Source organism: Leucobacter luti (assembly GCF_019464495.1).
In the GTDB taxonomy this organism is placed as follows: domain Bacteria; phylum Actinomycetota; class Actinomycetes; order Actinomycetales; family Microbacteriaceae; genus Leucobacter; species Leucobacter luti_A.
The window spans coordinates 2,621,172-2,641,492 of record NZ_CP080492.1 but is presented as its reverse complement, the minus strand read 5'-3'; the positions used below and the strand labels follow the sequence as shown (position 1 = coordinate 2,641,492).

General features: G+C 64.1%; 13 protein-coding genes. 7 read left to right on the top strand and 6 right to left on the bottom strand.

Annotation, left to right across the window (positions count from 1 at the left end):
- Positions 1–266: 266 nt before the first annotated feature.
- The 5 genes from K1X41_RS11780 to K1X41_RS11760 all read left to right on the top strand — a co-directional run bounded on the left by K1X41_RS11780 (position 267) and on the right by K1X41_RS11760 (position 6,646).
- Positions 267–1,883 (top strand): 5-guanidino-2-oxopentanoate decarboxylase, encoded by a 1,617-nt coding sequence (locus tag K1X41_RS11780; RefSeq protein WP_220174693.1) that lies wholly within the window; start codon positions 267–269, stop codon positions 1,881–1,883.
- Positions 1,880–2,857, top strand: coding sequence for an agmatinase (gene speB, locus K1X41_RS11775; RefSeq protein WP_132201680.1), 978 nt, complete (start codon positions 1,880–1,882; stop codon positions 2,855–2,857). Before K1X41_RS11780 ends, speB begins: the two co-directional genes overlap by 4 nt.
- Positions 2,858–3,037: 180 nt before the next feature.
- Positions 3,038–4,144 carry an ABC transporter substrate-binding protein gene (locus K1X41_RS11770; protein WP_258566532.1) on the top strand — a complete coding sequence of 369 codons (1,107 nt, stop codon included), beginning with the start codon at positions 3,038–3,040 and terminating at the stop codon, positions 4,142–4,144.
- A gap of 170 nt (positions 4,145–4,314) precedes the next feature.
- Complete coding sequence (locus K1X41_RS11765) at positions 4,315–5,016, top strand: response regulator transcription factor (protein WP_132203869.1); 702 nt, start codon at positions 4,315–4,317, stop codon at positions 5,014–5,016.
- A 1-nt stretch (position 5,017) separates the two neighbouring features.
- Entirely contained in the window at positions 5,018–6,646 is a 1,629-nt protein-coding gene (locus K1X41_RS11760; protein WP_220174692.1) for a sensor histidine kinase, read from the top strand.
- Positions 6,647–7,031: 385 nt separating this feature from the next.
- Here K1X41_RS11760 and K1X41_RS11755 read toward each other — a convergent pair whose 3' ends face one another.
- The 4 genes from K1X41_RS11755 to K1X41_RS11740 form a co-directional block, all read right to left on the bottom strand.
- Positions 7,032–7,856 (bottom strand): type IV toxin-antitoxin system AbiEi family antitoxin domain-containing protein, encoded by an 825-nt coding sequence (locus tag K1X41_RS11755; RefSeq protein WP_220174691.1) that lies wholly within the window; start codon positions 7,854–7,856, stop codon positions 7,032–7,034.
- A gap of 565 nt (positions 7,857–8,421) precedes the next feature.
- Positions 8,422–10,044, bottom strand: coding sequence for a chaperonin GroEL (groL, locus tag K1X41_RS11750; protein ID WP_132201674.1), 1,623 nt, complete (start codon positions 10,042–10,044; stop codon positions 8,422–8,424).
- Between the two features lie 189 nt (positions 10,045–10,233).
- Complete coding sequence (locus tag K1X41_RS11745) at positions 10,234–11,004, bottom strand: LytR C-terminal domain-containing protein (protein WP_166644221.1); 771 nt, start codon at positions 11,002–11,004, stop codon at positions 10,234–10,236.
- Positions 11,005–11,453: 449 nt separating this feature from the next.
- The gene (locus K1X41_RS11740; protein ID WP_243735962.1) at positions 11,454–12,581 is read right to left on the bottom strand and encodes a heme/hemin ABC transporter substrate-binding protein; all 1,128 of its coding nucleotides are present in this window, start codon (positions 12,579–12,581) and stop codon (positions 11,454–11,456) included.
- A 209-nt stretch (positions 12,582–12,790) separates the two neighbouring features.
- Here K1X41_RS11740 and K1X41_RS11735 point away from each other — a divergent pair, with 209 nt between their 5' ends.
- Together K1X41_RS11735 and K1X41_RS11730 are read left to right on the top strand one after the other, a co-directional pair.
- A complete protein-coding gene (locus tag K1X41_RS11735; protein ID WP_132201672.1) occupies positions 12,791–13,855 on the top strand; it encodes a FecCD family ABC transporter permease in 1,065 nt (354 codons plus the stop codon).
- Complete coding sequence (locus K1X41_RS11730; protein ID WP_220174690.1) at positions 13,852–14,670, top strand: heme ABC transporter ATP-binding protein; 819 nt, start codon at positions 13,852–13,854, stop codon at positions 14,668–14,670. The genes K1X41_RS11735 and K1X41_RS11730 overlap by 4 nt, the downstream gene beginning before the upstream one ends.
- 9 nt (positions 14,671–14,679) lie before the next feature.
- Here K1X41_RS11730 and K1X41_RS11725 read toward each other — a convergent pair whose 3' ends face one another.
- Together K1X41_RS11725 and K1X41_RS11720 are read right to left on the bottom strand one after the other, a co-directional pair.
- Positions 14,680–18,147 (bottom strand): HtaA domain-containing protein, encoded by a 3,468-nt coding sequence (locus K1X41_RS11725; RefSeq protein ID WP_220174689.1) that lies wholly within the window; start codon positions 18,145–18,147, stop codon positions 14,680–14,682.
- A 209-nt stretch (positions 18,148–18,356) separates the two neighbouring features.
- Positions 18,357–20,150 carry an S-layer homology domain-containing protein gene (locus tag K1X41_RS11720; protein ID WP_220174688.1) on the bottom strand — a complete coding sequence of 598 codons (1,794 nt, stop codon included), beginning with the start codon at positions 20,148–20,150 and terminating at the stop codon, positions 18,357–18,359.
- Positions 20,151–20,321 lie beyond the last annotated feature (171 nt).

The window sequence follows — 20,321 nt, the reverse complement described above, 5'->3', positions numbered from 1 at the left end:
CTCTTCGCGGGCTACGCGGAGTCGGAACCCGATCTGCGCAAGTTGTTGCGACGCAGCTGCGTGCGGCCCCCGTGCGGTGGTACGGCGTTCAGTCAAGGGGTTCCCTCCCAGTGGCGGCATGGGACGCAATCGGTGATCCCCACTGCTCCATCTTGCCCTGCCGCGGTCGTTGACGAAAGCCATGACCTGTGTTTAGTATACCCACACAGAGTATTACCTGAATAAACTACTTGTGGACGACGGCGTCCACAGAGGGGATGCACCCAATGCGGCTCGGCCAGGCCATCAGCGCACTGCTCACCGAATACGGCGTAGAACACATCTTCGGGATTCCCGGAGTCCACACACTCGAGCTGTTCCGCGACATCGACCGAAGCGGACTCAACGTCACGATCCCCCGACACGAACAAGGCGCGGGGTTCATGGCCGACGCCTACACGCGCGTCTCCGGCAAGCCCGGTGTCTGCTATCTCATCACCGGGCCCGGCGTGCTCAACGCGTTGACGCCGATCGCGCAGGCCTGGCACGACTCGACTCCGATGCTCGTGATCGGATCCGCCGTCACACGCGAACAGCTCGGTGCGCACCGCGGCACATTGCATGACACCCCTGACCTCGCAGAGGTGCTGCGGCCGTTCACGCTCTTCAGCGAAACCGTAACGTCAGCCGAGCGTGTTGCCACACTCATCGATGAGGCATTCAGGCGCTGGCAGCACGAGCGGCCACGACCCGTCTACATCGGGATCCCTCGCGATCTGCTTGAAGAAGAAGTCGGCGAGCTGCACCGCCCGGAGACAACACGATCAGAGCCCGCGCCACACGCTGAGGCCACGATCACCGCCGCCCTCACCGCCCTGGCGACGGCCACCCGGCCAGTGATCATCGCTGGCGGCGGCGCACGACACGATGGGGCGGCCGTGCAAGCCCTCGCCGAACGGATCGCGGCACCCGTGATCCTGACCGGAAATGCGAAAGGCCTGCTCCCGGAGGCGCACCCGCTCAATACGGGGATTAGCATGCCGTTCCCGCGCACGCAGGAACTCATCAGCGACGCTGATCTGATCCTCGCGCTCGGAACTGAACTCTCGGACTTCGAGGTCTTGTTCACAGGCTCAGCGGAACCCACGATGGCGAACATTGTGCGCATCGATATCGACCCGAGTGTGACGCACCCCGACCAGACGACTCCAACGTTGCAGCTCCGCGTCGCCGAGTTCGCGGCGGCGGCGCTCGCGACCACGACCGCTGTACCTCGCGATTCCGGCACTGCCCGAGCAGCGATCGCGCGTGAGGGACTCGCCGCAGCTCGCGCGGCGGATCCGCACACTATCTGGATCGACGCGATCAGTGCTGCACTGCCGGAGCACGCGATTCTGACGGCTGATTCTGCGCAAGTGGCCTATCAGTCACATCATTTCCTCCCCCTCGACACACCGGGCAGGTGGCTCGCGCCGTATGGGTACGGCACGCTCGGACCAGCCCTCCCGATGGCGATCGGCGCAGCGATTGCCGCTCCTGGTCAGCCCGTCATTGCGTTGGCTGGCGATGGAAGCGCGCTGTTCACGCTGCCAGAGCTTGCGACTGCCCACGACCTGGGCGCAAATCTGACGTATGTGATCTGGGACAACGGCGGCTATCGGGAAATCGAGGTGTCCTTCGACCGCACCGACATCGCCCCGGCAGGGGTGCGCACCACCGCGCACAACCTCGCCGCAATTGCCGAAGGCTTCGGGGCAGCTGTCGCACGCCCCACCACACCACACGAGCTCACCGCGGCGCTCCAGACCGCGATCGCACATCCCGGACTCTCCGTGCTCGTGGTGGAGGCACCAGCCGACCACCGGGTCGAAGCAGATTCACTGACACAGGAGGCCTCCGCATGAGTCTCGAAATTCCGTACACCACCGGGCTCACGCCCGACGGCAAAGCTGTGACCGGACAGGTCGACTTCTCCCGTGTCCCGCGGTTTGCCGGGCCCGGCACATTCGCCGGCCTTCCGAGCCTGGCCGAGGTCGGCGAGGCTCAGGCTGGCGTGATCGGGATCCCGTTCGATTCAGGGGTGACATTTCGGCCGGGCGCACGGTTCGGCCCCGAGGGCATCCGTGGCGCAAGCCACCTGATCCGGCCATACAACGTCGAACTCGATTCGTTCCCCTTCGCGAAACACCAAGTGGCCGACGTCGGGAACCTGGCCGTGACGCCGTTCGGGGTCGACCGCGCGGTTGAAGCGATGCTGACCGGACTCGCCGCGGCACGTGAGCGTGCGGGCAAACTCGTCATTCTCGGGGGCGACCACACGATCGCATATCCGGCCCTAAAAACGCTCGCACGGCACCACGGCCCAATCTCGGTACTGCACTTCGATGCGCACATCGACACGTTCGGACCCTACTTCGGGGCTGCGATGCACCACGGCACGCCGTTCAGGAGAGCGGCCGAAGAGGGGCTCCTCGACCCAGAAGGCTGCATGCACGTGGGAATTCGCGGCCCACTCTACGGCCCGCACGATCTCTCGGACGATCGAGCCGTCGGCTTCCAAACCGTGCACTCCAGTGAGTTCGCCACCACCGGACTGCCGGGGATTCTCGAGCAGATCCTCACTCGGCTCGGCGATCGCCCCGTCTACGTTTCCGTCGACATTGATGTGCTGGATCCGGCGTTCGCTCCCGGCACTGGCACCCCTGAGCCCGGCGGGCTCGCCAGCCGCGAACTCCTGTACCTGCTGCGCGGACTGGCGCCGCTCAACCTCGTTGGCGCAGACGTCGTCGAAGTTGCGCCTGCCTACGACCACGCGGATGTCACCTCGCTCGCTGCGGCGCACATCGCGTACGAGTTCCTCTCGCTCTGGGGCCGCTAAACCCCGTTCTCTCCCCCTCCTCTCCCCGTTCCTCAATTCCTGCTTGCACTTGTTCTTACTCGCACCCGTGCAGCCCTCTGCCCGTCCAACCGTCCAACCGTCCATCCGCCCCTCCGCCCAACAAGATTCACGGTGTCCGCAACGACGCGGGCCTCGCACCACCCACTGAAAGGTGTACTGATGACACTCTCCCGGACGCTTTCGGCCATCGCCATGACCGGCGCCGCCGCGCTCCTCCTCGCCGCATGTTCCGGGGCGGAAGCGCCACCGCCCGCCGACCGCGACTTCGGCACCCCGAAAGTCGGTGAGGTTGCGCCAGGCGTGCTCGACGGCGTGACGCTCACGTACGCCGGCCCTGGCGGCATTTTCCAAGAGGGGCAGGACGAAGCGATCTGGCAGCCCTTCGCCAAGGAGTCCGGCGCGACGATGCAGATGGACGCATTCGATTCTGGCAAACTCAAAGCGATGGTCGACGGCGGCAACGTGAGTTGGGACCTCGTTGATACCTCTCAAGTCGACAGCGCCCGCGGTTGCGGCACCCTGTACGAGAAGATCGACCGCTCGTTAATCGACACCTCTGAAATCCCGGAGGGCACTATCACCGACGAATGCATGATCCCGAACGTGATGTACGGCTTCGTGATCGCCTACAACACTGAAGCGTTCGGAGACAATCCGCCGAAGAGCGCCGCAGACTTCTTCGACACCGAGAAATTCCCCGGCAAGCGTACGGTACCGCAAACCACCTACGTCGACCCACAGAACCTGGAGTTCCCGCTCCTCGCCGACGGCGTTGATATGGACAACCTCAAGCCTGAGCACATCGATCAAGCCATCGCGAAGTACGACAGCCTGGGCGATGACATGATTGCGTGGTCAACCGGCGCGCAAGCGCAGCAGCAGCTCGAGAGTGGCGAAGCCGTGATGGGCTACGTGTGGTCAGGGCGCGGCTACGGCGCCGCTGAAGCAGGGGCTCCGATCGCTCCAGTATGGGATGAGTGGCTCGTCGCCATCGACTCAACCGCAATCCCGAAGGGGGTGAAAGATCCGGAAGCCTCTCACGCCGCCATCAACTACTTCCTCGGCGCGAAACAGCAAGCCGGCATGACCGAGCTGAACTCAATGTCGCCCGTGAACGTCAACGCTGATCCGCAGGTCGATGACACGCTCGCCGAATGGCTCGCAAGCACCCGCTTCGAAACCGGGCACGTGCCGGACTTCGATTTCTGGGTTGAGAACTACGACGCGATGGCGAAAGCCTGGGCCACCTGGGTCACCGGGGCGTAGTACCGCAGCTCCGACACTCGCGACTGGGCCGGGGCCGTGCAATGCGCTGCCCCGGCCCCATGCGCCAGGTCCCCGGCTGTCGGGTCGGGCCGCCGCCGGTCGGTGGCCGGTCGGCGAACTCGCCGACACACTTTCAGCGACTTCATAGCAAACGGTCAGAGACTGGGTACATGAACACTCAGCCAAAGGGACCCCGGATTCTTATCGTCGACGACGAGCCCAGCATCCGCGAGCTGCTCAGCACGAGCTTGCGGTTCGCAGGCTTCGGTGTGCGCGCGGTAGCCAACGGCGCGCAGACCATCTCCGCAGTGCTTGAGGAGGAGCCCGATCTGATCGTGCTCGACGTCATGCTGCCCGACATGAACGGCTTCAGCGTGACCAAGCGGCTGCGCTCCGCTGGCTACACCGCACCGATCATCTTCCTCACCGCGAAGGATGACACTGAGGACAAGATCGAGGGCCTCACGGTCGGCGGCGACGACTACGTTACCAAGCCGTTCAGCCTCGATGAGATCATCGCCCGCATCAAAGCAGTGCTCCGCCGTACCATCCAGGAAGACGAGGACTCCGTCCTCACTGTCGGCCCAGTGACGATGGATCAGGACACCCACGAAGTCACCGTTGAAGGTGCCTCAGTCGAGCTCTCTCCCACTGAATTTAAGCTGCTGCGCTACCTCATGCAGAACGCGAACCGCGTGCTCTCCAAGGCACAGATCCTCGATCATGTGTGGGAGTACGACTTCAACGGAGACGCCGGCATCGTTGAGTCGTACATCTCATATCTGCGGCGCAAGCTCGATCCGCTGACCGAAGAGTCCCTGATCCAGACCAAGCGCGGATTCGGGTACATGCTCAAGACCGAAACCAAGTAGCGTGTCGCGCCCCGGCTTCGCGGAGCGGTGGGCCGACATCTCACTGCGCGCGAAGATCACCGGCGTCACGGTGTTCATCCTGTTCCTGGGACTCATCGTGGCCGGCGTCGGCACCCTATCGGTACTGCAGCCTATGCTGCTCTCGAACCAGACTTCGACGCTGATGCAGCTGCGGCAAGATCCGACCGCAGCACTCGCGGTTGATGCTGACCGCTCAGATCTGCGCTCGGAGGACATCCGATTCGCGAACCAGCAGTTCTACGTGGCGCTGTTTGATAGTGCCGGTGCGCTGCAGTACGACAACACCCTCGGGCTCCGTCCATCAGGGGTGCCCGAGCTGCGCGAGCCGATGACGCTCGAGTCCGTCACCAAGAATCCCGGACAGATCCTGACGATGACCAGCCCGGATCGTGTCGATTGGCGCGCCGTCACGATCCCCGTGCTCGTGCCTGGCGAACACGGGGCAATCCTCCTGATCGCGTCCTCGACGGCAGGCATCAACCAGATCGTCGCGCAGTACGTGATCATCTTTACCGGGTTCGGGATCGCGGTGATCCTCCTCGGGGCTGCCCTGACACGGCTCCTTGTGACCACGACGTTCCTGCCGCTCGCGGAGGTCGAACAGACCGCGCTCGAGATCGCGCGCGGCGACACGTCAAAGCGCATCATGGTGTCGAGCCCACACACGGAGGTCGGGCACCTCGGCGAATCCCTCAACGTCATGCTCGATCGACTCGACGGCTCACTTGAGGAACAAGCCCACACCATCGAGCGCATGCGGCGCTTCATTGGTGACGCGAGCCACGAGCTGCGCACGCCACTCGTGTCTGTCCGCGGCTATGCGGAGCTGTATCGAATGGGCGCGCTGCAGGAGAGCGAGCAGGTGGGTCAGGCGATGGAACGCATCGAGAAAGAAGCGATCCGCATGACCTCACTCGTCGAAGATCTGTTGGCCCTTGCCCGCCTCGACGAGCGGCGCCCGCTGCAGCTCGCGTCCCTCCCGTTGAACCAGTTTGCGCGGGACGCGGCACTCGATGCCGGCGCACAGGCGCCCGACCGCGAAGTCACGGTCGTCGAAGATCCCAAGGACCCGATCGTGGTCGGCGATGAGCACAAGGTGCGCCAGCTCCTCACCAACCTCATCGGCAACGCCATGCGGCACACCCCCGAGGGCAGTCCCATTGAGATCGTCGTGTCGTCTCCAGAGCCGGCAGAGGGCGAAGCAGAGTTTGGCCGGTTCGAGATCGTCGATCACGGCGAGGGGGTGCCCGAGCAGATCCGAGACAAGATCTTCGGCCGCTTCTGGCGAGCAGACTCGTCGCGCAACCGGGAGACCGGCGGATCGGGACTCGGGCTCGCGATCGTGCAGTCGATCGTGCAGGCGCACCGCGGCACGGTGAGCGTGCATGAGACGCCCGGTGGTGGCGCAACTTTCCGCGTCGACCTCCCAGCGACGCACCCTGCCCCAAGCACGGGCCCGACACCGACCTCGCCGGTCGCCACACAGCCCGCGACAGGGTCAGCCACTCCCAGCTCGGCATCTGCCGGCTCTATCGCAACTGGCTCTAGCGCAACTGGCTCGTCCGGAGCTGGCTCGTCCGGGACAGGCTCTGCCCCGAGCGGGGAGTAGCGGGCTCCGCGCAGCAGGCGCCCATTTCCCCGGCCTCAACTCGATAGGCAGGACCCGGCCCTCCTGCGCGAGCTGGCTCGTCCGGAGCTGGCTCGGCCAGGACAGGCTCTGCCCCGAGCGGGGAGTAGCGGGCTCCGCGCAGCAGGCTCCGAGTAGTGGGCGCCGAGCCGTAGGCGTCGAACTCACGCAGGAAATCCTTACTCGCGCAGGACGGAATCTACCTTTCCAGCCTGCACGAGCTCGAATCTCCTGCGTGAGCTCGACGCGCAGGCGCCCATTTCCCCGGCCTCAACTCGATAGGCAGGACCCAGTTTCTCCTGCTTGAGCCGAACGTGCAGAAGTGCTCGGCGCAAGCTCGGTATCTCCACGCCGCTTCGTGAGCCACTCAGCGCCGTGGGCGGCCTTGCGAGACGGCAGTCATGATGAGCTGCTGCACTCTCGGCCAGTGGTGGTCCACCTGACGCTGGCTCACTCTGATCGTCACGATGCCGTTCAGCAGGAGTTGGGCATCGAGCCAGTTGTCTTCATCACGCTGGCGCCCAACGTGGTGTCCGCCGTCGATCTGGAGCACGAGCCACTCATTGATCAGGAAGTCAACTCGGTGCCCGAGAATCACCGCTTGCGCCACCACCCGCAGACGCAGTGCACGGAGACGACGCGCCACGTAGCTCTCGAGTCCCGAGTCCGAAAACTGCGTGCACTCGTCGAGCAGAGCCCGCTCGCGGTCACGCAGAGGCAGTTCCGCCAGTGTGGCTCGATTCACTGCGCCCTTTCGGAGTGCCGACTCCCATACAGCGTGGGCGCCTTCCGCGCTGAGGCAGTCCACAGCGAATACGAGCGCGTTCTCGATGCGATCCACGAGCGCGTGCGGTTCGCGGCGTACCACTGGAGTGCCCCAGTGGCGGACGTGCCTGCCCTCTGGCATACGAGACTTCTGTGTGCGGGCCGCGATGTGGAGCTGCCGCAGGGGTTCCGGTACCCACAGGCCGTGCCGTGCGACGAGAGACATACAGCTGAGCATGACGCCGTGCCTTGCTGCGAACAGGAGTTCAGGATCCGTCTCAGGAAGGGCGATCCATCCTCGCTGTGGCCGGATCAAGCGACCCGCCAGGCGGTAGCGATCGACGGCGTGACGGCTCCACCCTCGATCGATCACATCGCGCATCCGCATGATCCCGCCGACGGAGTGCAGTGTACTGAAGAGGAGCATGCCTTCACTCTGCATCGTCAGGAAGCTGCCAGGAGCGCAGGGTGTGACAGTGTGGAAAACCTGCGATCGCTTCGCGGTCTTCCTGGTCTGTGGACGAAGACCACTGGCCGCGGGCGAAAGGCACCATGCCGTGGGCCCGGCCGCTTGGGCTGTGGCTGGGTCGCGAGTTGCAGCCACAGGCAACTAGTGCGGATCGCACTCCGGTTGGAGGATCGAGCGCAGCGGAGTTCGCCCAGGAATTCCGAGTTCACGCAGGAAATTCGAGCTCGCGCAGGACGCATCTAGCCTTTTCGCCCTGCACGAGCTGGAATCTCCTGCACGAGCTCGAAGGCCCGGCGCCCAAAGCCCGAGCTACCGGTGCGGGCCGGATCTGCACTGAAACCTCGCGCGCACCCGAGTTCACGCAGGAAATTCGAGCTCGCGCAGGACGCATCTAGCCTTTTCGCCCTGCACGAGCTGGAATCTCCTGCACGAGCTCGAACACGCGGGGTCGCGCGCACAACGGGCAAACACGAAACAGGGGGCCGCGCCCGAAGGCGCGACCCCCTGTCAGGGTGTGTTGGACTTAGAAGTCCATGCCACCGGTCGGGTCGCCGCCCTGCGGGGCGCCAGCCGGCTCCGGCTTGTCAGCAACAACGACCTCGGTGGTGAGGAAGAGACCTGCGATCGACGCAGCGTTCTGCAGCGCTGAGCGCGTGACCTTCGCCGGGTCGAGGATCCCCTGAGCAACCAGGTCGCCGTACTCGCCGGTCGCGGCGTTGAGGCCGTGTCCGATCGGAAGGTTCGCAACGCGATCGACGACAACGCCGGGCTCGAGGCCTGCGTTGAGCGCGATCTGGCGCAGCGGTGCCTCGATCGCAGCCTGCACGATGCGAGCGCCCACGGCCTCGCTGTCGCTGAGCTCAAGCGCCCCGAATACGTCCTTGCCAGCCTGGATCAGGGCAACGCCGCCACCGGGCAGCACGCCCTCCTCGACAGCCGCCTTCGCGTTGCGAACAGCGTCCTCGATGCGGTGCTTGCGCTCCTTCAGCTCGACCTCGGTAGCCGCGCCAGCCTTGATGACTGCAACGCCGCCTGCGAGCTTCGCGAGGCGCTCCTGGAGCTTCTCACGATCGTAATCGCTGTCGGTGCTTTCAATCTCGCGGCGGATCTGAGCCACGCGGCCCTGGATCGCTTCTTCTTCGCCGCCACCCTGGACGATGGTGGTCTCGTCCTTGGTGATGATGACCTTGCGTGCGGTGCCGAGCATGTCGAGGGTGGTGTTCTCGAGCTTGAGCCCGACTTCCTCGGAGATGACCTGGCCGCCGGTCAGGATCGCGATGTCCTGCAGCATGGCCTTGCGACGATCGCCGAAGCCCGGAGCCTTGACGGCTGCCGACTTGAAGATGCCGCGGATCTTGTTGAGCACGAGCGTGGCGAGCGCTTCGCCCTCGACGTCCTCAGCAATGATGAGCAGCTGCTTGCCCGACTGGATGACGGGATCAACGACGGGGAGCAGGTCCTTGATGTTGGAGACCTTGCCATTGACGATGAGGACGTAGGGATCCTCGAAGACAGCTTCCTGGCGATCCGCGTCCGTGACGAAGTATGCGGAGAGGTAACCCTTGTCGAAGCGCATGCCTTCGGTGAGCTCAAGCTCGGTGCCGAAGGTGTTCGACTCCTCGACCGTGACAACGCCTTCCTTGCCGACCTTGTCGATGGCCTCGGCGATCAGCGCACCGATCTGCTCGTCAGCGGCAGAGATGGACGCGGTCGCGGCGATCTCGGCGGTGGTCTCGATCTCCTTGGCGTTCTCGAGAAGCTTCGCGGTCATGGCTGCAACAGCCTTCTCGATGCCCTTCTTGATTGCGATGGGATCGCTGCCGGCAGCAACGTTGCGCAGGCCCTCGCGCACGAGCGCCTGAGCGAGAACGGTAGCGGTCGTGGTGCCGTCACCTGCGACGTCGTCAGTCTTCTTGGCGACCTCCTTGACCAGCTCAGCGCCGATCTTCTCGTACGGGTCGTCGAGCTCGATCTCCTTGGCGATGGAGACGCCGTCGTTCGTGATCGTGGGGGCGCCCCACTTCTTCTCGAGGACGACGTTGCGACCGCGCGGGCCGAGCGTCACCTTCACGGCATCAGCGAGAATGTTCAGGCCTCGCTCAAGCCCACGACGTGCTTCCTCATCAAACGCAATGATCTTTGCCATGTAATTCGCCTCTCCTGGACGTTCTGGTAGTGGTGAGCAGCACACCGACGCCGTGCGTCGATGCGCGAAGCTTTAGCACTCAGCCGATTCGACTGCTAACACCAATCTTGGCACTCACAAGGGGTGAGTGCAAGCGGTAACGCTCGCGCACAGCGAACAGGGAGGGACATCTCAGTCCATGGGGCGAGCTTAGGAAGTGGCAGCGGCCGGATCGGTGGCGAGACCGGTCGCAGGATCGATCGGGAAGCCTGTTGCAGGGTCAATTTCCCAGCCGGTAGCCGGATCGATTTCTGGTGTTCCCTCGGGCACGGTTTCATTGCCCATGCTGATCTCGCCGCCCGGAGTTGCGGCAGCAGTCGCCGTCATCTCCGCAGCCTCTGCGAGGCCGGGGCCCTGATAGTCGGCACCGAGCAGCACCACGAGCTTCGCGTTATACGAGTCGTAGTCGGAGGTCGTGTACGTCGACAACCCCCCGAGTTTCGCGGCAAGGCCCGCAGCGGCGGGAGCATCCGCTGGATCAGAGTAGAACACTGCGGAGATCTCGACGTTGGATTCGGCAGCGCTTCCGGAGAAGAGGATCGAGCCCCACTTTTCGGTGGAGATGATCTGGTCGAGCGCAGCCGCGAGGTTTTCAGTAGTGGTGCCATTCAGGATCGCAACTGTCGCGTCCGGATCCAGCTTCGCCTCGGGTGCGCTCTGCTCAGCGGTTGAGCTGGGCGACGTGCCGGAGATCGGAAGCTTGCCCGAGTCACCGATCGTGTGCACGGTCAACACCCCAAGCGTTGTCAGCACAGCAAAGCCGAGCAGCGCAGCAATAATGTACTGCCACGTGTAGCGGGGCCGAGCGGTGACGCGGTGCGCGCCAACTCGGCCGGTGCGCTCGACCCGGTCGAAGCGATCTTCGGGGTAGTCCTGGCGGGTCCCACGACGCACTCCAGCGTCTTCGGTCCTCTTCGCCACGAATTTCCCCTCGGTTAGGTGCTCATCATCACCGCGGAGATACCGCAGGATCAGCCACTAGAGTACAACGCCGTTCCTGCCAGAAGCGTGGATGTAGCACAGAGCACAGTTTCGAGTGCCGCATCTGGCCCCAAATCGCGCATGGTGACGCGGGTTCATGTGCCTCCCCCGAGGACGCTGCCGCGCGTTCATCGGATACAGGACACACGCGCGTCGAGCGCAAGCTTCTCTGGACTCCACCCGCCGGTGAGACGCATGACGATTTCCGGCACTGAATTTGCGCAACGCTGACGCAGCGCGGCAACGCATCACTCTTCTGGCTCAGTCCCTCGGCCGGACGCGAGGCCGGTCGCGAGGCCGCCTCCAGCGCGGAATCGCAGACTGATTCACTGTCCGCAGCGCCCCGCAGAACGGCGGCAACGCGGGTTCATGCGGGGTGAAACGGCACGTTACTTGAGCGAATCCGGTGCGTAGATCGCTCGGGCAAGACCGTCGATCACGTCCGGGATGCGGGTACCTCCTGCGAACAGGAGCGTGTCATCCACATCAATGATCCTGCGATTCTTGCCCGCCGTGGTGAGCGCGATACTCGGCTGGGCCGCCAGCAATCCATCGACCCCGCCAGCACTCTCGAGCCCCTTGGTCATCACGAGGATCACATCCGGGTCAATCGCGATCAGTGCCTCGTCGGTCATGGGCTTCTCACCCTTCCACCCGATCTCTTCGGCGACGTCGAGCGCACCGATCGATCGAATCAGGCTATCCACCCCGCTGCCTTCACCAAAGAGGTAGTAGATCCCAGCGGTGCCGCGGACGTAGAGGAACGCGACACGCGGCAGCTTCTCAGCGTCTGCCGGCAACAGTTTCGCGACCTCTGCTTCTTTGTCCGCAATCGCTTGTTTCAGGGTCTCGATGAGCGGGGGTGCCGCGGAGCCGACCCCCAGTGCGTCGGCAACCTGCTGCGCAGTCTCGTAGGTTGTTTCAGCATCGACCGATCGTTCAACGGTGATCACCGGGATCCCGGCATCACGCAGTTGCAGCACGACGTCTACTGGGCCGATGCTGCCGTCCGTGAGAATCACCGTTGGGCTCAGTGCGAGCACGCCCTCCGCGTCAATCGAGTGGCCGTCTTTCGTGACGACCGGGAGATCCTCGGCTCCTGGGAAGTTGGTCGAAATGTCGCGCCCGACAAGCTGATCAGACAGTCCGTACGCGTGCACGAGTTCGCCGAGCGATCCACTCAGCGAAAGCGCGAGCACCCGTGAGGTGTCAGTCACTGTGATTTCAGTGTCCCCGGTGCGGTCGTGTGAGGTGACCGTGACCGGCAGCTCGGGTGCGGGCGGGTCGGGAAGTGGGGCGATCGACGGGCCACCGATGCGCGCGGTCGAGGGGCCCTCAACGTTGCTCGGATCCGCCACCGGAGTGATCTCAGACAGCGGGGGAAGCGCGACCGCTTCACTCTCAGTGCCCGAAGTGGAGGACGCGGGGGTCTGACATGCCGCGAGTCCCAGGCTCAGCAGGGCGATCGTGGCTAGGGCGAGTGTGCGTCGCGCACGCATGCCGCGAGTCGAGTGCATGGGGTCCCTTCAAAGTCGCTCGGCGCCGATCGGAAACGTATACCAGGCCACGCGACGACACTGGATATTTCCCGAGCACACCTGAGGTGAGTCTATCCTAGGAAAGGTATGATGAAGGTGAGAGGAAGCCGCGGGGACGTGGCGACCGGAGCGCGTGCGCGCTCGGGCCCCTCCCCCTCGATCCCTCACGAAAGCTGCTCTTCGCGCGCATGACCACCTCCCACAGAACCGCTTCGCGGCACGCCGCAAAGACGACGATCCTGTTCAGCGCCCTCGGCATCGCCCTGATCGCTTCTGTCTTGATCTCGGCGGGAACGGGCCAGCTCGGAATTCCACCGCAGGAGGTCTTAGGATCCCTGCTGCATCGGATCGGGATCGATTGGCTTCCCATGCCGTCGCACCCGGCAGGCGATCAGACCCTGTGGGCGATCCGCTTCCCCCGCGTCGCAATGGCAGCCCTCGTGGGTGCAGGGTTGGCCGTGTCCGGTCTCCTGATGCAGGCAATCTTTGGGAACCCGCTCGCAGAGCCGGGCGTCATTGGCATCTCTTCCGGTGCAGCAGTCGGCGCGGGCCTCGCGATCGTCTTTGGCCTCACCATCTTTGGTGAGTGGACCACCGCGGTGTTCGCGTTTATCTTTGGCCTCGGAGCCACACTTGTGGTCTACGGGATGAGCCGCGCGGAGGGGAAAACTGAGGTGGTCACCCTCGTGCTGACGGGCGTGGCAGTCAATGCGATGGGTGGCGCGGGTATTGCGCTCCTCACGTTTCTCGGAGACACCCAATCACGCGAGCAGATCGTCTTCTGGCAGCTCGGGAGTCTCGCCGGGAGCCGCTGGTCCCAGGTGCTCATCATCGCGCCGATTATCGCGGTGGGCTTGATCGCGGCATACATTGCCGCACGCAAGCTCGATCTGCTCTCCCTGGGTGAGCGGAACGCACGCCACCTCGGCGTAAATGTCGAGCTGCTCCGGATCGTCATGATCTTCGTTGTCGCCCTGCTCGTCGGAGCAGCCGTCGCGTTCGCCGGCATCATCGCGTTTGTCGGGCTCGTGATCCCGCACCTCATGCGCATGCTCCTGGGTCCCGCGCACCTTCCGTTGGTCACCGCGAGCGCACTCGGCGGTGCGCTGCTGCTGACTCTTGCGGATCTCGCAGCGCGCACACTTGTTCCGATGGCAGACATGCCGATCGGTATGCTCACCGCGCTCGTCGGCGGCCCGTTCTTCTTCTGGCTGCTGCGACGAACGCGCAAACGGAGCGGAGGCTGGGGATGAACGCCCGACACATTGCGCTCCCCACGGTCGCCCCGATCGGCGAAGTGGTCTGCGAAGCTGATGCAATCGTGCTCAAGCGTGGCGGACGTGCGCTGCTCGACGGCGTATCGCTCGACGTGCGCGCAGGCGAGGTTCTCGCACTGCTCGGCCCGAACGGTGCCGGGAAGTCTACGCTGCTGAGCGTACTCTCCGGGGACCTGACGCCGGATAGCGGGGAGGCTCGCTTCAGTGGGCGCCCGCTCTCTGAGTGGTCGCTCGGTGACCTCTCGCGGCGACGCAGCGTACTGCTGCAGGACAACCAGCTCTTGTTCCCGTTCACGGTGCACCAGGTTGTTGAGATGGGCCGTGCGCCGTGGCGCCGCACCCCGCGCGAAGACGACGACAATGAGGCGATCGGCGAGGCAATCACGGCCGCAGACATCGGACACCTCGGAAACCGGCGCGTACCGTCACTCTCGGGCGGAGAGCGCGCACGCACCGCGTTCGCGCGCGTGATGGCCGGGCGCACTGGCGTGCTGATGCTTGACGAGCCGACTGCCGCACTCGACCTCGGACACCAGGAAGCGGTGCTGGGGCTCGCGCGCGAGCGAGCGGCCGCCGGGGACGCGGTGCTCGTCGTGCTGCACGATCTGAATCTCGCGGCGGCGTACTCCGATCGCATCGCGCTGCTGCGCGACGGCCGGATTGCCGCGTGCGATGTGCCGGACCGAGTGCTTACTGCAGAAATCGTGAGCGATGTCTACCGCACCCCGGTAGAGGTGATCCCCCACCCCGTAACGGGGCAGGGGATCGTAATGCCGAAGCGCCGCGTGTAGCGCTCGGGCTTATCCCTCCGAAGTGGGATCCTGCGTCGCGGTCGGCTGTGACGCGGCTTGCTCGGAGGCTGTGGCTTGCGGCTTCTTGCGGCCCGCGAGTAGCATGCCTCCGGTGACGCCGATCACGAGCAGGGCGACGCCGCCGATCGCGATCGGGAGCCACGGGATCGCGGGCGCCGCAGTTTCGCCACCGTCGACCGGAGTTACCGGATCGACTGGGTCCGCAGGATCCGTTGGAGCGGTGGGGGCGGGAGTCACGGCAGTCGCTTCACCGAGTGCGCAGCCGGACACCGTGGCGGTGAGGGTGATTGGGTCGAGTTCCTCTCCCGCGACGTAGCTACCGTAGTCGCCGTTGAACGCCGCTGCGCCCTCTGCGGTGAGGCGCGGAACCGCGCTCTGAATGCTGAGTTCGGTGCCGCCGGACGTCACCGCGTCAGCGAGGTCGATCTTCGCAGCGCGTACCGGTGCCGCTGTCGCTTCGCCTCCGGCATCTGCCGAGTCGGTGGCCCCGATGGTGAGGGTCAGGTAGGCGGTGTCGGCGCCGTCGAACTCGAGCACGGGGTCGGCGAGGTCAAGCTTCATTGCGCCATCGTGGCCGGTAAAGTGCACCGCACCCGTGAACCCGATGTTGCCTGATTCCAGATCGCTGGCGAACGCTGCGGTCGCCGTGTCCCAAATAAAGTTCGGAGTTTCGTAGCGCATGTCATCGCTGACGGTCCACTCACCATTCGCGATCGAGCCGCTGATGTACGAACGGAAACTCTCTTTCACGCCCCAGGTCAGTGTGGCTGCGCTCACGCTGCATGCTGCATCGGTGGTCGCGTGGATTGGGGCCGCGGTGGCGGCTGTCGCAGCTGCTGGCACCGCGAGGGATCCGGCTGCGAGCAGACCCGCGCCGAGGATCACTACTGCGCGTCGCGAGACCGCGCTGCCGGGGTGCTGAGTGGTGTGCACGGGTGTTCTCCTTGTGGGGCTGGGGCGCGCCGCGGGCTTCCCGCGAGTGGCACCCATATTACGGGGCGGGGGTGCGTTGCCTGGGCTGAGCTGGGTATCGACGCCCGCGGCTGCGCGCTTTCGCTGCGCAACGACGAGGCCACCCATCGTTCCGGCGATGAGTAGCAGGCCTGCGGACGCTGCCCACCAGACCCACACTGGGCTACTCTCAGTCGGAAGGATCCCAGCAGCTGCCGGTGCTGCCTGTGTCGCCTCGGCCGCAAGTTCCTCGACAGTTTTCTGCTTCGCCGCGGCTTTGGATTTCTTCTCGGGTTCGCGGACCTCAATCACAGCGCCAGCGTCCGTGCTGCCCTGCACAGTGATGACGTACTCCCCCAGCTCGGTGTCCTCGGGAATCGTGCCGAGCCAGCGCAGCGTGCCAGCTGCGTCAGCTCCAGCTGCCTCATCAAGCACGATGGCCCCGGGGTACAGGACCACGAGCGCCTCGCGCTCTTTCGACTCGAAGCCTGCTGCCTCGAACTCAATCTCGCCACCGGGCACAAGCTTCTTGGCATCGGTCAGGATCCGAATCCCCGTCGTCGTCGGCGGCGCTGACGCTGCAGTGCGCTTCAGTGACTCGTTACTCACTGCGGTGCTGCCGTAGCTGACACCGCTGGCCACGCCCACAGTGAAGGTCAAGGGATCTGCAGGCAGCGAGTACTGGTTGCCGCCAGAGGCTCCGCCGGAAAAGCCGCCAGTGACGGGCACTCCGCTCCAGGTGACCTCGCCGTTCGCACCGACGGATTTGGAAGCCGCACCGAGGTTGAGGGTGCCCCATTGCGCACCACCCGAGTAGATGACGGCCGAGTCGGGTCCGGTGACCTGAATCATCGGGTTACTCACGCCCTCCTGCAACAGGCCTTTATGCCCGGTGAAGGAGACGACACCGGAGTACTGCACTGATCCGGTCTGAGTTGCCGTGTCCCAGCTGCCTCCTGCCGCCTGGGGGAAGAGATACGCTCCCCCGGACCCGCCTACACCTGTCGTGGACACCTCACCTTTGGCGATCGGACCAGTGACATATTTCGCGAAGGCGCTGGAGACACCCCAGCTCAGCGACCCAGCTGCCTGGGCGCCACCCTCACTCGCGTTCGGTGCGGGCACGAGCGGTTTCGGGACAGGCTTCGTCGTGATTGGCTTCGGCTTCGGCTTCGTCGCAGGGGGGACAGGCTTCACATCCTTGGACTCTGCCCCCACCGTAAAGGTGATCGGGTCGAGGCGCTGGCCCTCCTTGTAGTAGCCCTCGAGCATCACGTTTCCGATCTTGGTGAGCGTCGCACTGGCGCCTGCCCAGCGGACTGCACCACCCTTACGCTCAGTGCGCGTCGCGGTCGATAGGTCGATAGTTGCGAGCACGGCCGTGCGCTCGACCCACTTCTCCGCTTTGAAATCGTAGGACTCTGAGTACACCGTCAACTCAGCACGATTCGCGCTCTTCACCGTGATGACGGGATTCTCGAAGCTGAGATCCAGCTGACCGTCGTGACCGTAAAATCGCATTCCGCCCGAGTACTGAACACTTCCAGTCTTCGACTGAGCATTCCATTTCCCGCCTGCGATCTGAGGCAGGTTAAATTTTGTCCCGTCATACTTCGCGGCACCAAGGGTCATGATTTCTCCCTTGGCTATGTCACCTTCAATATAGGCGCGGAATCTGTCCAGCACGCCCCATTGGAGACTCCCGACTTCGGCGACGGCGGCCGGCACCGTTCCATAGAGCTCATCCCACTGATCATTCGTCAGCACGACGTCGCCACGAACAAGAATCGAGTCCACCGTCAGTTCGGAAGCAGTGGGCCACAACACCACGGCGTATGCCGTGTCACGAGTCAGTTCGCCGAGCGAAGCCTTGAGCGTCAGGTCAACTGCACCGTTGACGACGGGAGAAGTCACGGTGCCAATAGGGGTGATAGCCGTCCGGTTGCTTTCAATCCGTTCTTCGTCGAGCTGAGAAAGCATGATGGCGGTAACTTCAGTGACGTCACTCGGCATTCCCGTCACGCTAGCTTGAACCGCCAGGCTGTTCTTCGCCGAGATTTTGGGAACGAGTTTCATTGCGGGCTTCGCCGTCTGAGCTACTCGGTCATCCACCGCCCCTGGGACAGAGGCGGCTTCGCCAGTCGGGGCGACTGGACCAGGAACTTCTGCACCGTCTGCGGGCAGCGGTGACGCGGGGTCTTCAGAGCCGTCGCCGATCGCGGTATTCGGATTCGATTCGTCTGAAGACTCCGAGGGCAGTGCTGGAGTCTCAGGGGCTAGCACGTCCCCAGCATGTTGGACAACACCCGTATCGTCTGCAGCCGTGGGTGGATCATCGGTTGGAGTCAGGAGCTCGCTGGCGTCGGAAGCCGCTCCGATCTCGGCCTGAGAGGCTCCCGCAGCCTCGTCTATGGCGATCGCTGGATCCGCAAACACGCCCCCCGAGAAGAGCGCTGCTGCCACAAGTCCCGCGGCAATTCCACGGAAAGCCCTACGTGCGTACATGCGGCATGCGCTCCCTGATTGCGGCGCACACTGTGCGCATTCGATCCCGCAAAATTACCACGGGAATCGTTGGTTCGTTCCGGTCTCCGGCCCGTTTGGGGGCCACCTGGCGTCGCCACCAGGTCTCGGCTGTGGCAGACAGCGTGGGGTGCTGAGCCGAGCGCACGAGACGCTCAGCCCAACACCCCACGGCCACCGGCACAGGTCTACTACTTCGCCATGGCGTCGTGCCGCGCGAGGAAGGCAGCCGTAGCCTCTCGCGAGATTTGCCACTTCGGTTCGTACTTCGCCTTCCCCGTTGTCTGCTTCACACCAGTCGACAGGCCGGTTGAGTGCATCCAGGCGATTTCCTTGTAGAACTTGCTATTCGGAGTCATGTCCGCGAAAGGCGATACCTTTGGCGCCGCAGGCTTCACGCTGTCGTCGACGCGGTACATGAACGCAGCCATCGCTTCACGGGTGATCTTCGCCTTCGGCTGGAAGTTCACTTTTCCGCCCGGCGCGTTCACTCCCGTGGAGATTCCCTCCGCGGCCATCCAGGCAATCTCCTTGTAGAAGGGGTCGCTCTTCTGCACGTCAGCGAACGGGCTCGTAGACGGTGCTTTGAACTTGGGGTCACCATACTGGCGGTACATGAACGCGGCGACAGCTTCGCGGGAGATCTTCCACTTCGGCTCGTACTTCACGGTTCCGTCACTCTGCGCGACGCCCGTCGTGATTCCGTTGTTGAACATCCAGGAGATTTCAGAGTAGAAATCCTGGCCCTTCTTCACGTCGGTAAATGGCGTTTCCTGCATGACTGCGTCCCAGGTTGCAGCCGGGATCGTCAGCTCGGCGATTCCGTAGAGCGACTCGAGCTCGGGATTCGTGTGACCCTTCCAGGAAACGGCCTCGTACTGCTTGGTGCGGTCCAGCGCCTTCTTCGGCACTACAACGTCAACGGTGGCGGATCCATTGTCGAATTGGCCTGGCTGAACCCACACAGCGCCAAGGCCCTGGTTCGTGCGTGACAGCTCGGCCGCCGTTCCGGCTTCAATGATTGACACATAGGCACCCGTAGGCGAATCAATGTTCTTCAACTGGGCCTGCACGACCAGGCTGGAAGCGAGCTTCGCGGTTGCCGTCGCCGTGAGTTCCGGCTTCGGATCAACCACAGTGGGGAACACCGCGTCCCACTGGGCGCCAGAAACGGCCAAAGCTGCGAGCCCCAGCGTGGTCTCAGTGTCGGGCATCGAGTGCCCCTTCCACACGAGCACCTCGTAGCTCTTCGTGCGATCGAGATCAGCTGCGTCGATGGTGATGACGCTTGCCCCAGCACCGTTGGTCAAATCAGTGGGCTTGACCCACTGAAAACCGATACCCATGTGTTCCTGGTCGATCTCGCCTGATGTGCCAGCTTCGATGACGGCAACATAGGCTCCGTTGGTTCCTGTCACACCAGTGAGTTGTGTCGTGACCGTCAGACCAGTGGTCGCAGCTGCGGTCACCGAGGGCGAGACGCCAGACGGTACCACCTCGGGAGCGAAGTTGAGAACCGCTTTCGCGTCCTGGGTACGGTCTGTCATGGCGGTGTGGTTCGCGATCGTAAAGACGGAAGTCACTTCCGCGCCCGCCTTCGGTGAAACAGGGAGCGTGGTGACGAACGAGCCATCGGCTTGGAACGCGTCCGCGCGCGGCGACGGAGTTGCCCCCAGGGCGATCTGCTTCGCGCCAGTGGTGCACCCATTGTTGATGTAGGCAAAGTTCAGATTTTCCAACGCCGTATCCGCACATGTGGTGACGTAGATCGGCTGATTGGGGTTGTAGCCCGTGCCCGTGATCGTGACCGTGGCACCCTCGCGGTTCAGGTCGACGTTCGGTTCCACCGTCAGAGTCGGCGCGATGGGCTCGTCGGCGTTCGCAATTGCGGGTGCCATCAGCGCGCCGCTCACGGCGAGGAGCACCGCTGTGGTGGTTGCCAGCACTGAGGCGGAACGCCTCCGCCAGCTCGTGTAAGCAGTCATGACGATTGCAGTCCTTTTCTCGTCGGGGTGGCCGACTCACGGGCAGTGAAGGCGCTCATCGGATCGAAGTGAGGTGTGCCTAACCTCGGCACCGTCGATAAGTCTGACGAATATCATCGGATGTTGCAAGTCGAACCGCGATTCTCGGTTCCGGTGAGCGGCCTGTGCATA

What these genes read in the sequence shown, in the direction of transcription:
- K1X41_RS11780 (WP_220174693.1), top strand. Translation starts at nt 267, where the DNA reads ATGCGGCTCGGCCAGGCCATCAGCGCACTGCTCACCGAATACGGCGTA.
- speB (WP_132201680.1), top strand. Translation starts at nt 1,880, where the DNA reads ATGAGTCTCGAAATTCCGTACACCACCGGGCTCACGCCCGACGGCAAA.
- K1X41_RS11770 (WP_258566532.1), top strand. Translation starts at nt 3,038, where the DNA reads ATGACACTCTCCCGGACGCTTTCGGCCATCGCCATGACCGGCGCCGCC.
- K1X41_RS11765 (WP_132203869.1), top strand. Translation starts at nt 4,315, where the DNA reads ATGAACACTCAGCCAAAGGGACCCCGGATTCTTATCGTCGACGACGAG.
- K1X41_RS11755 (WP_220174691.1), bottom strand. Translation starts at nt 7,856, where the DNA reads ATGCTCCTCTTCAGTACACTGCACTCCGTCGGCGGGATCATGCGGATG.
- groL (WP_132201674.1), bottom strand. Translation starts at nt 10,044, where the DNA reads ATGGCAAAGATCATTGCGTTTGATGAGGAAGCACGTCGTGGGCTTGAG.
- K1X41_RS11740 (WP_243735962.1), bottom strand. Translation starts at nt 12,581, where the DNA reads ATGCACTCGACTCGCGGCATGCGTGCGCGACGCACACTCGCCCTAGCC.
- K1X41_RS11735 (WP_132201672.1), top strand. Translation starts at nt 12,791, where the DNA reads ATGACCACCTCCCACAGAACCGCTTCGCGGCACGCCGCAAAGACGACG.
- K1X41_RS11730 (WP_220174690.1), top strand. Translation starts at nt 13,852, where the DNA reads ATGAACGCCCGACACATTGCGCTCCCCACGGTCGCCCCGATCGGCGAA.
- K1X41_RS11725 (WP_220174689.1), bottom strand. Translation starts at nt 18,147, where the DNA reads ATGTACGCACGTAGGGCTTTCCGTGGAATTGCCGCGGGACTTGTGGCA.
- K1X41_RS11720 (WP_220174688.1), bottom strand. Translation starts at nt 20,150, where the DNA reads ATGACTGCTTACACGAGCTGGCGGAGGCGTTCCGCCTCAGTGCTGGCA.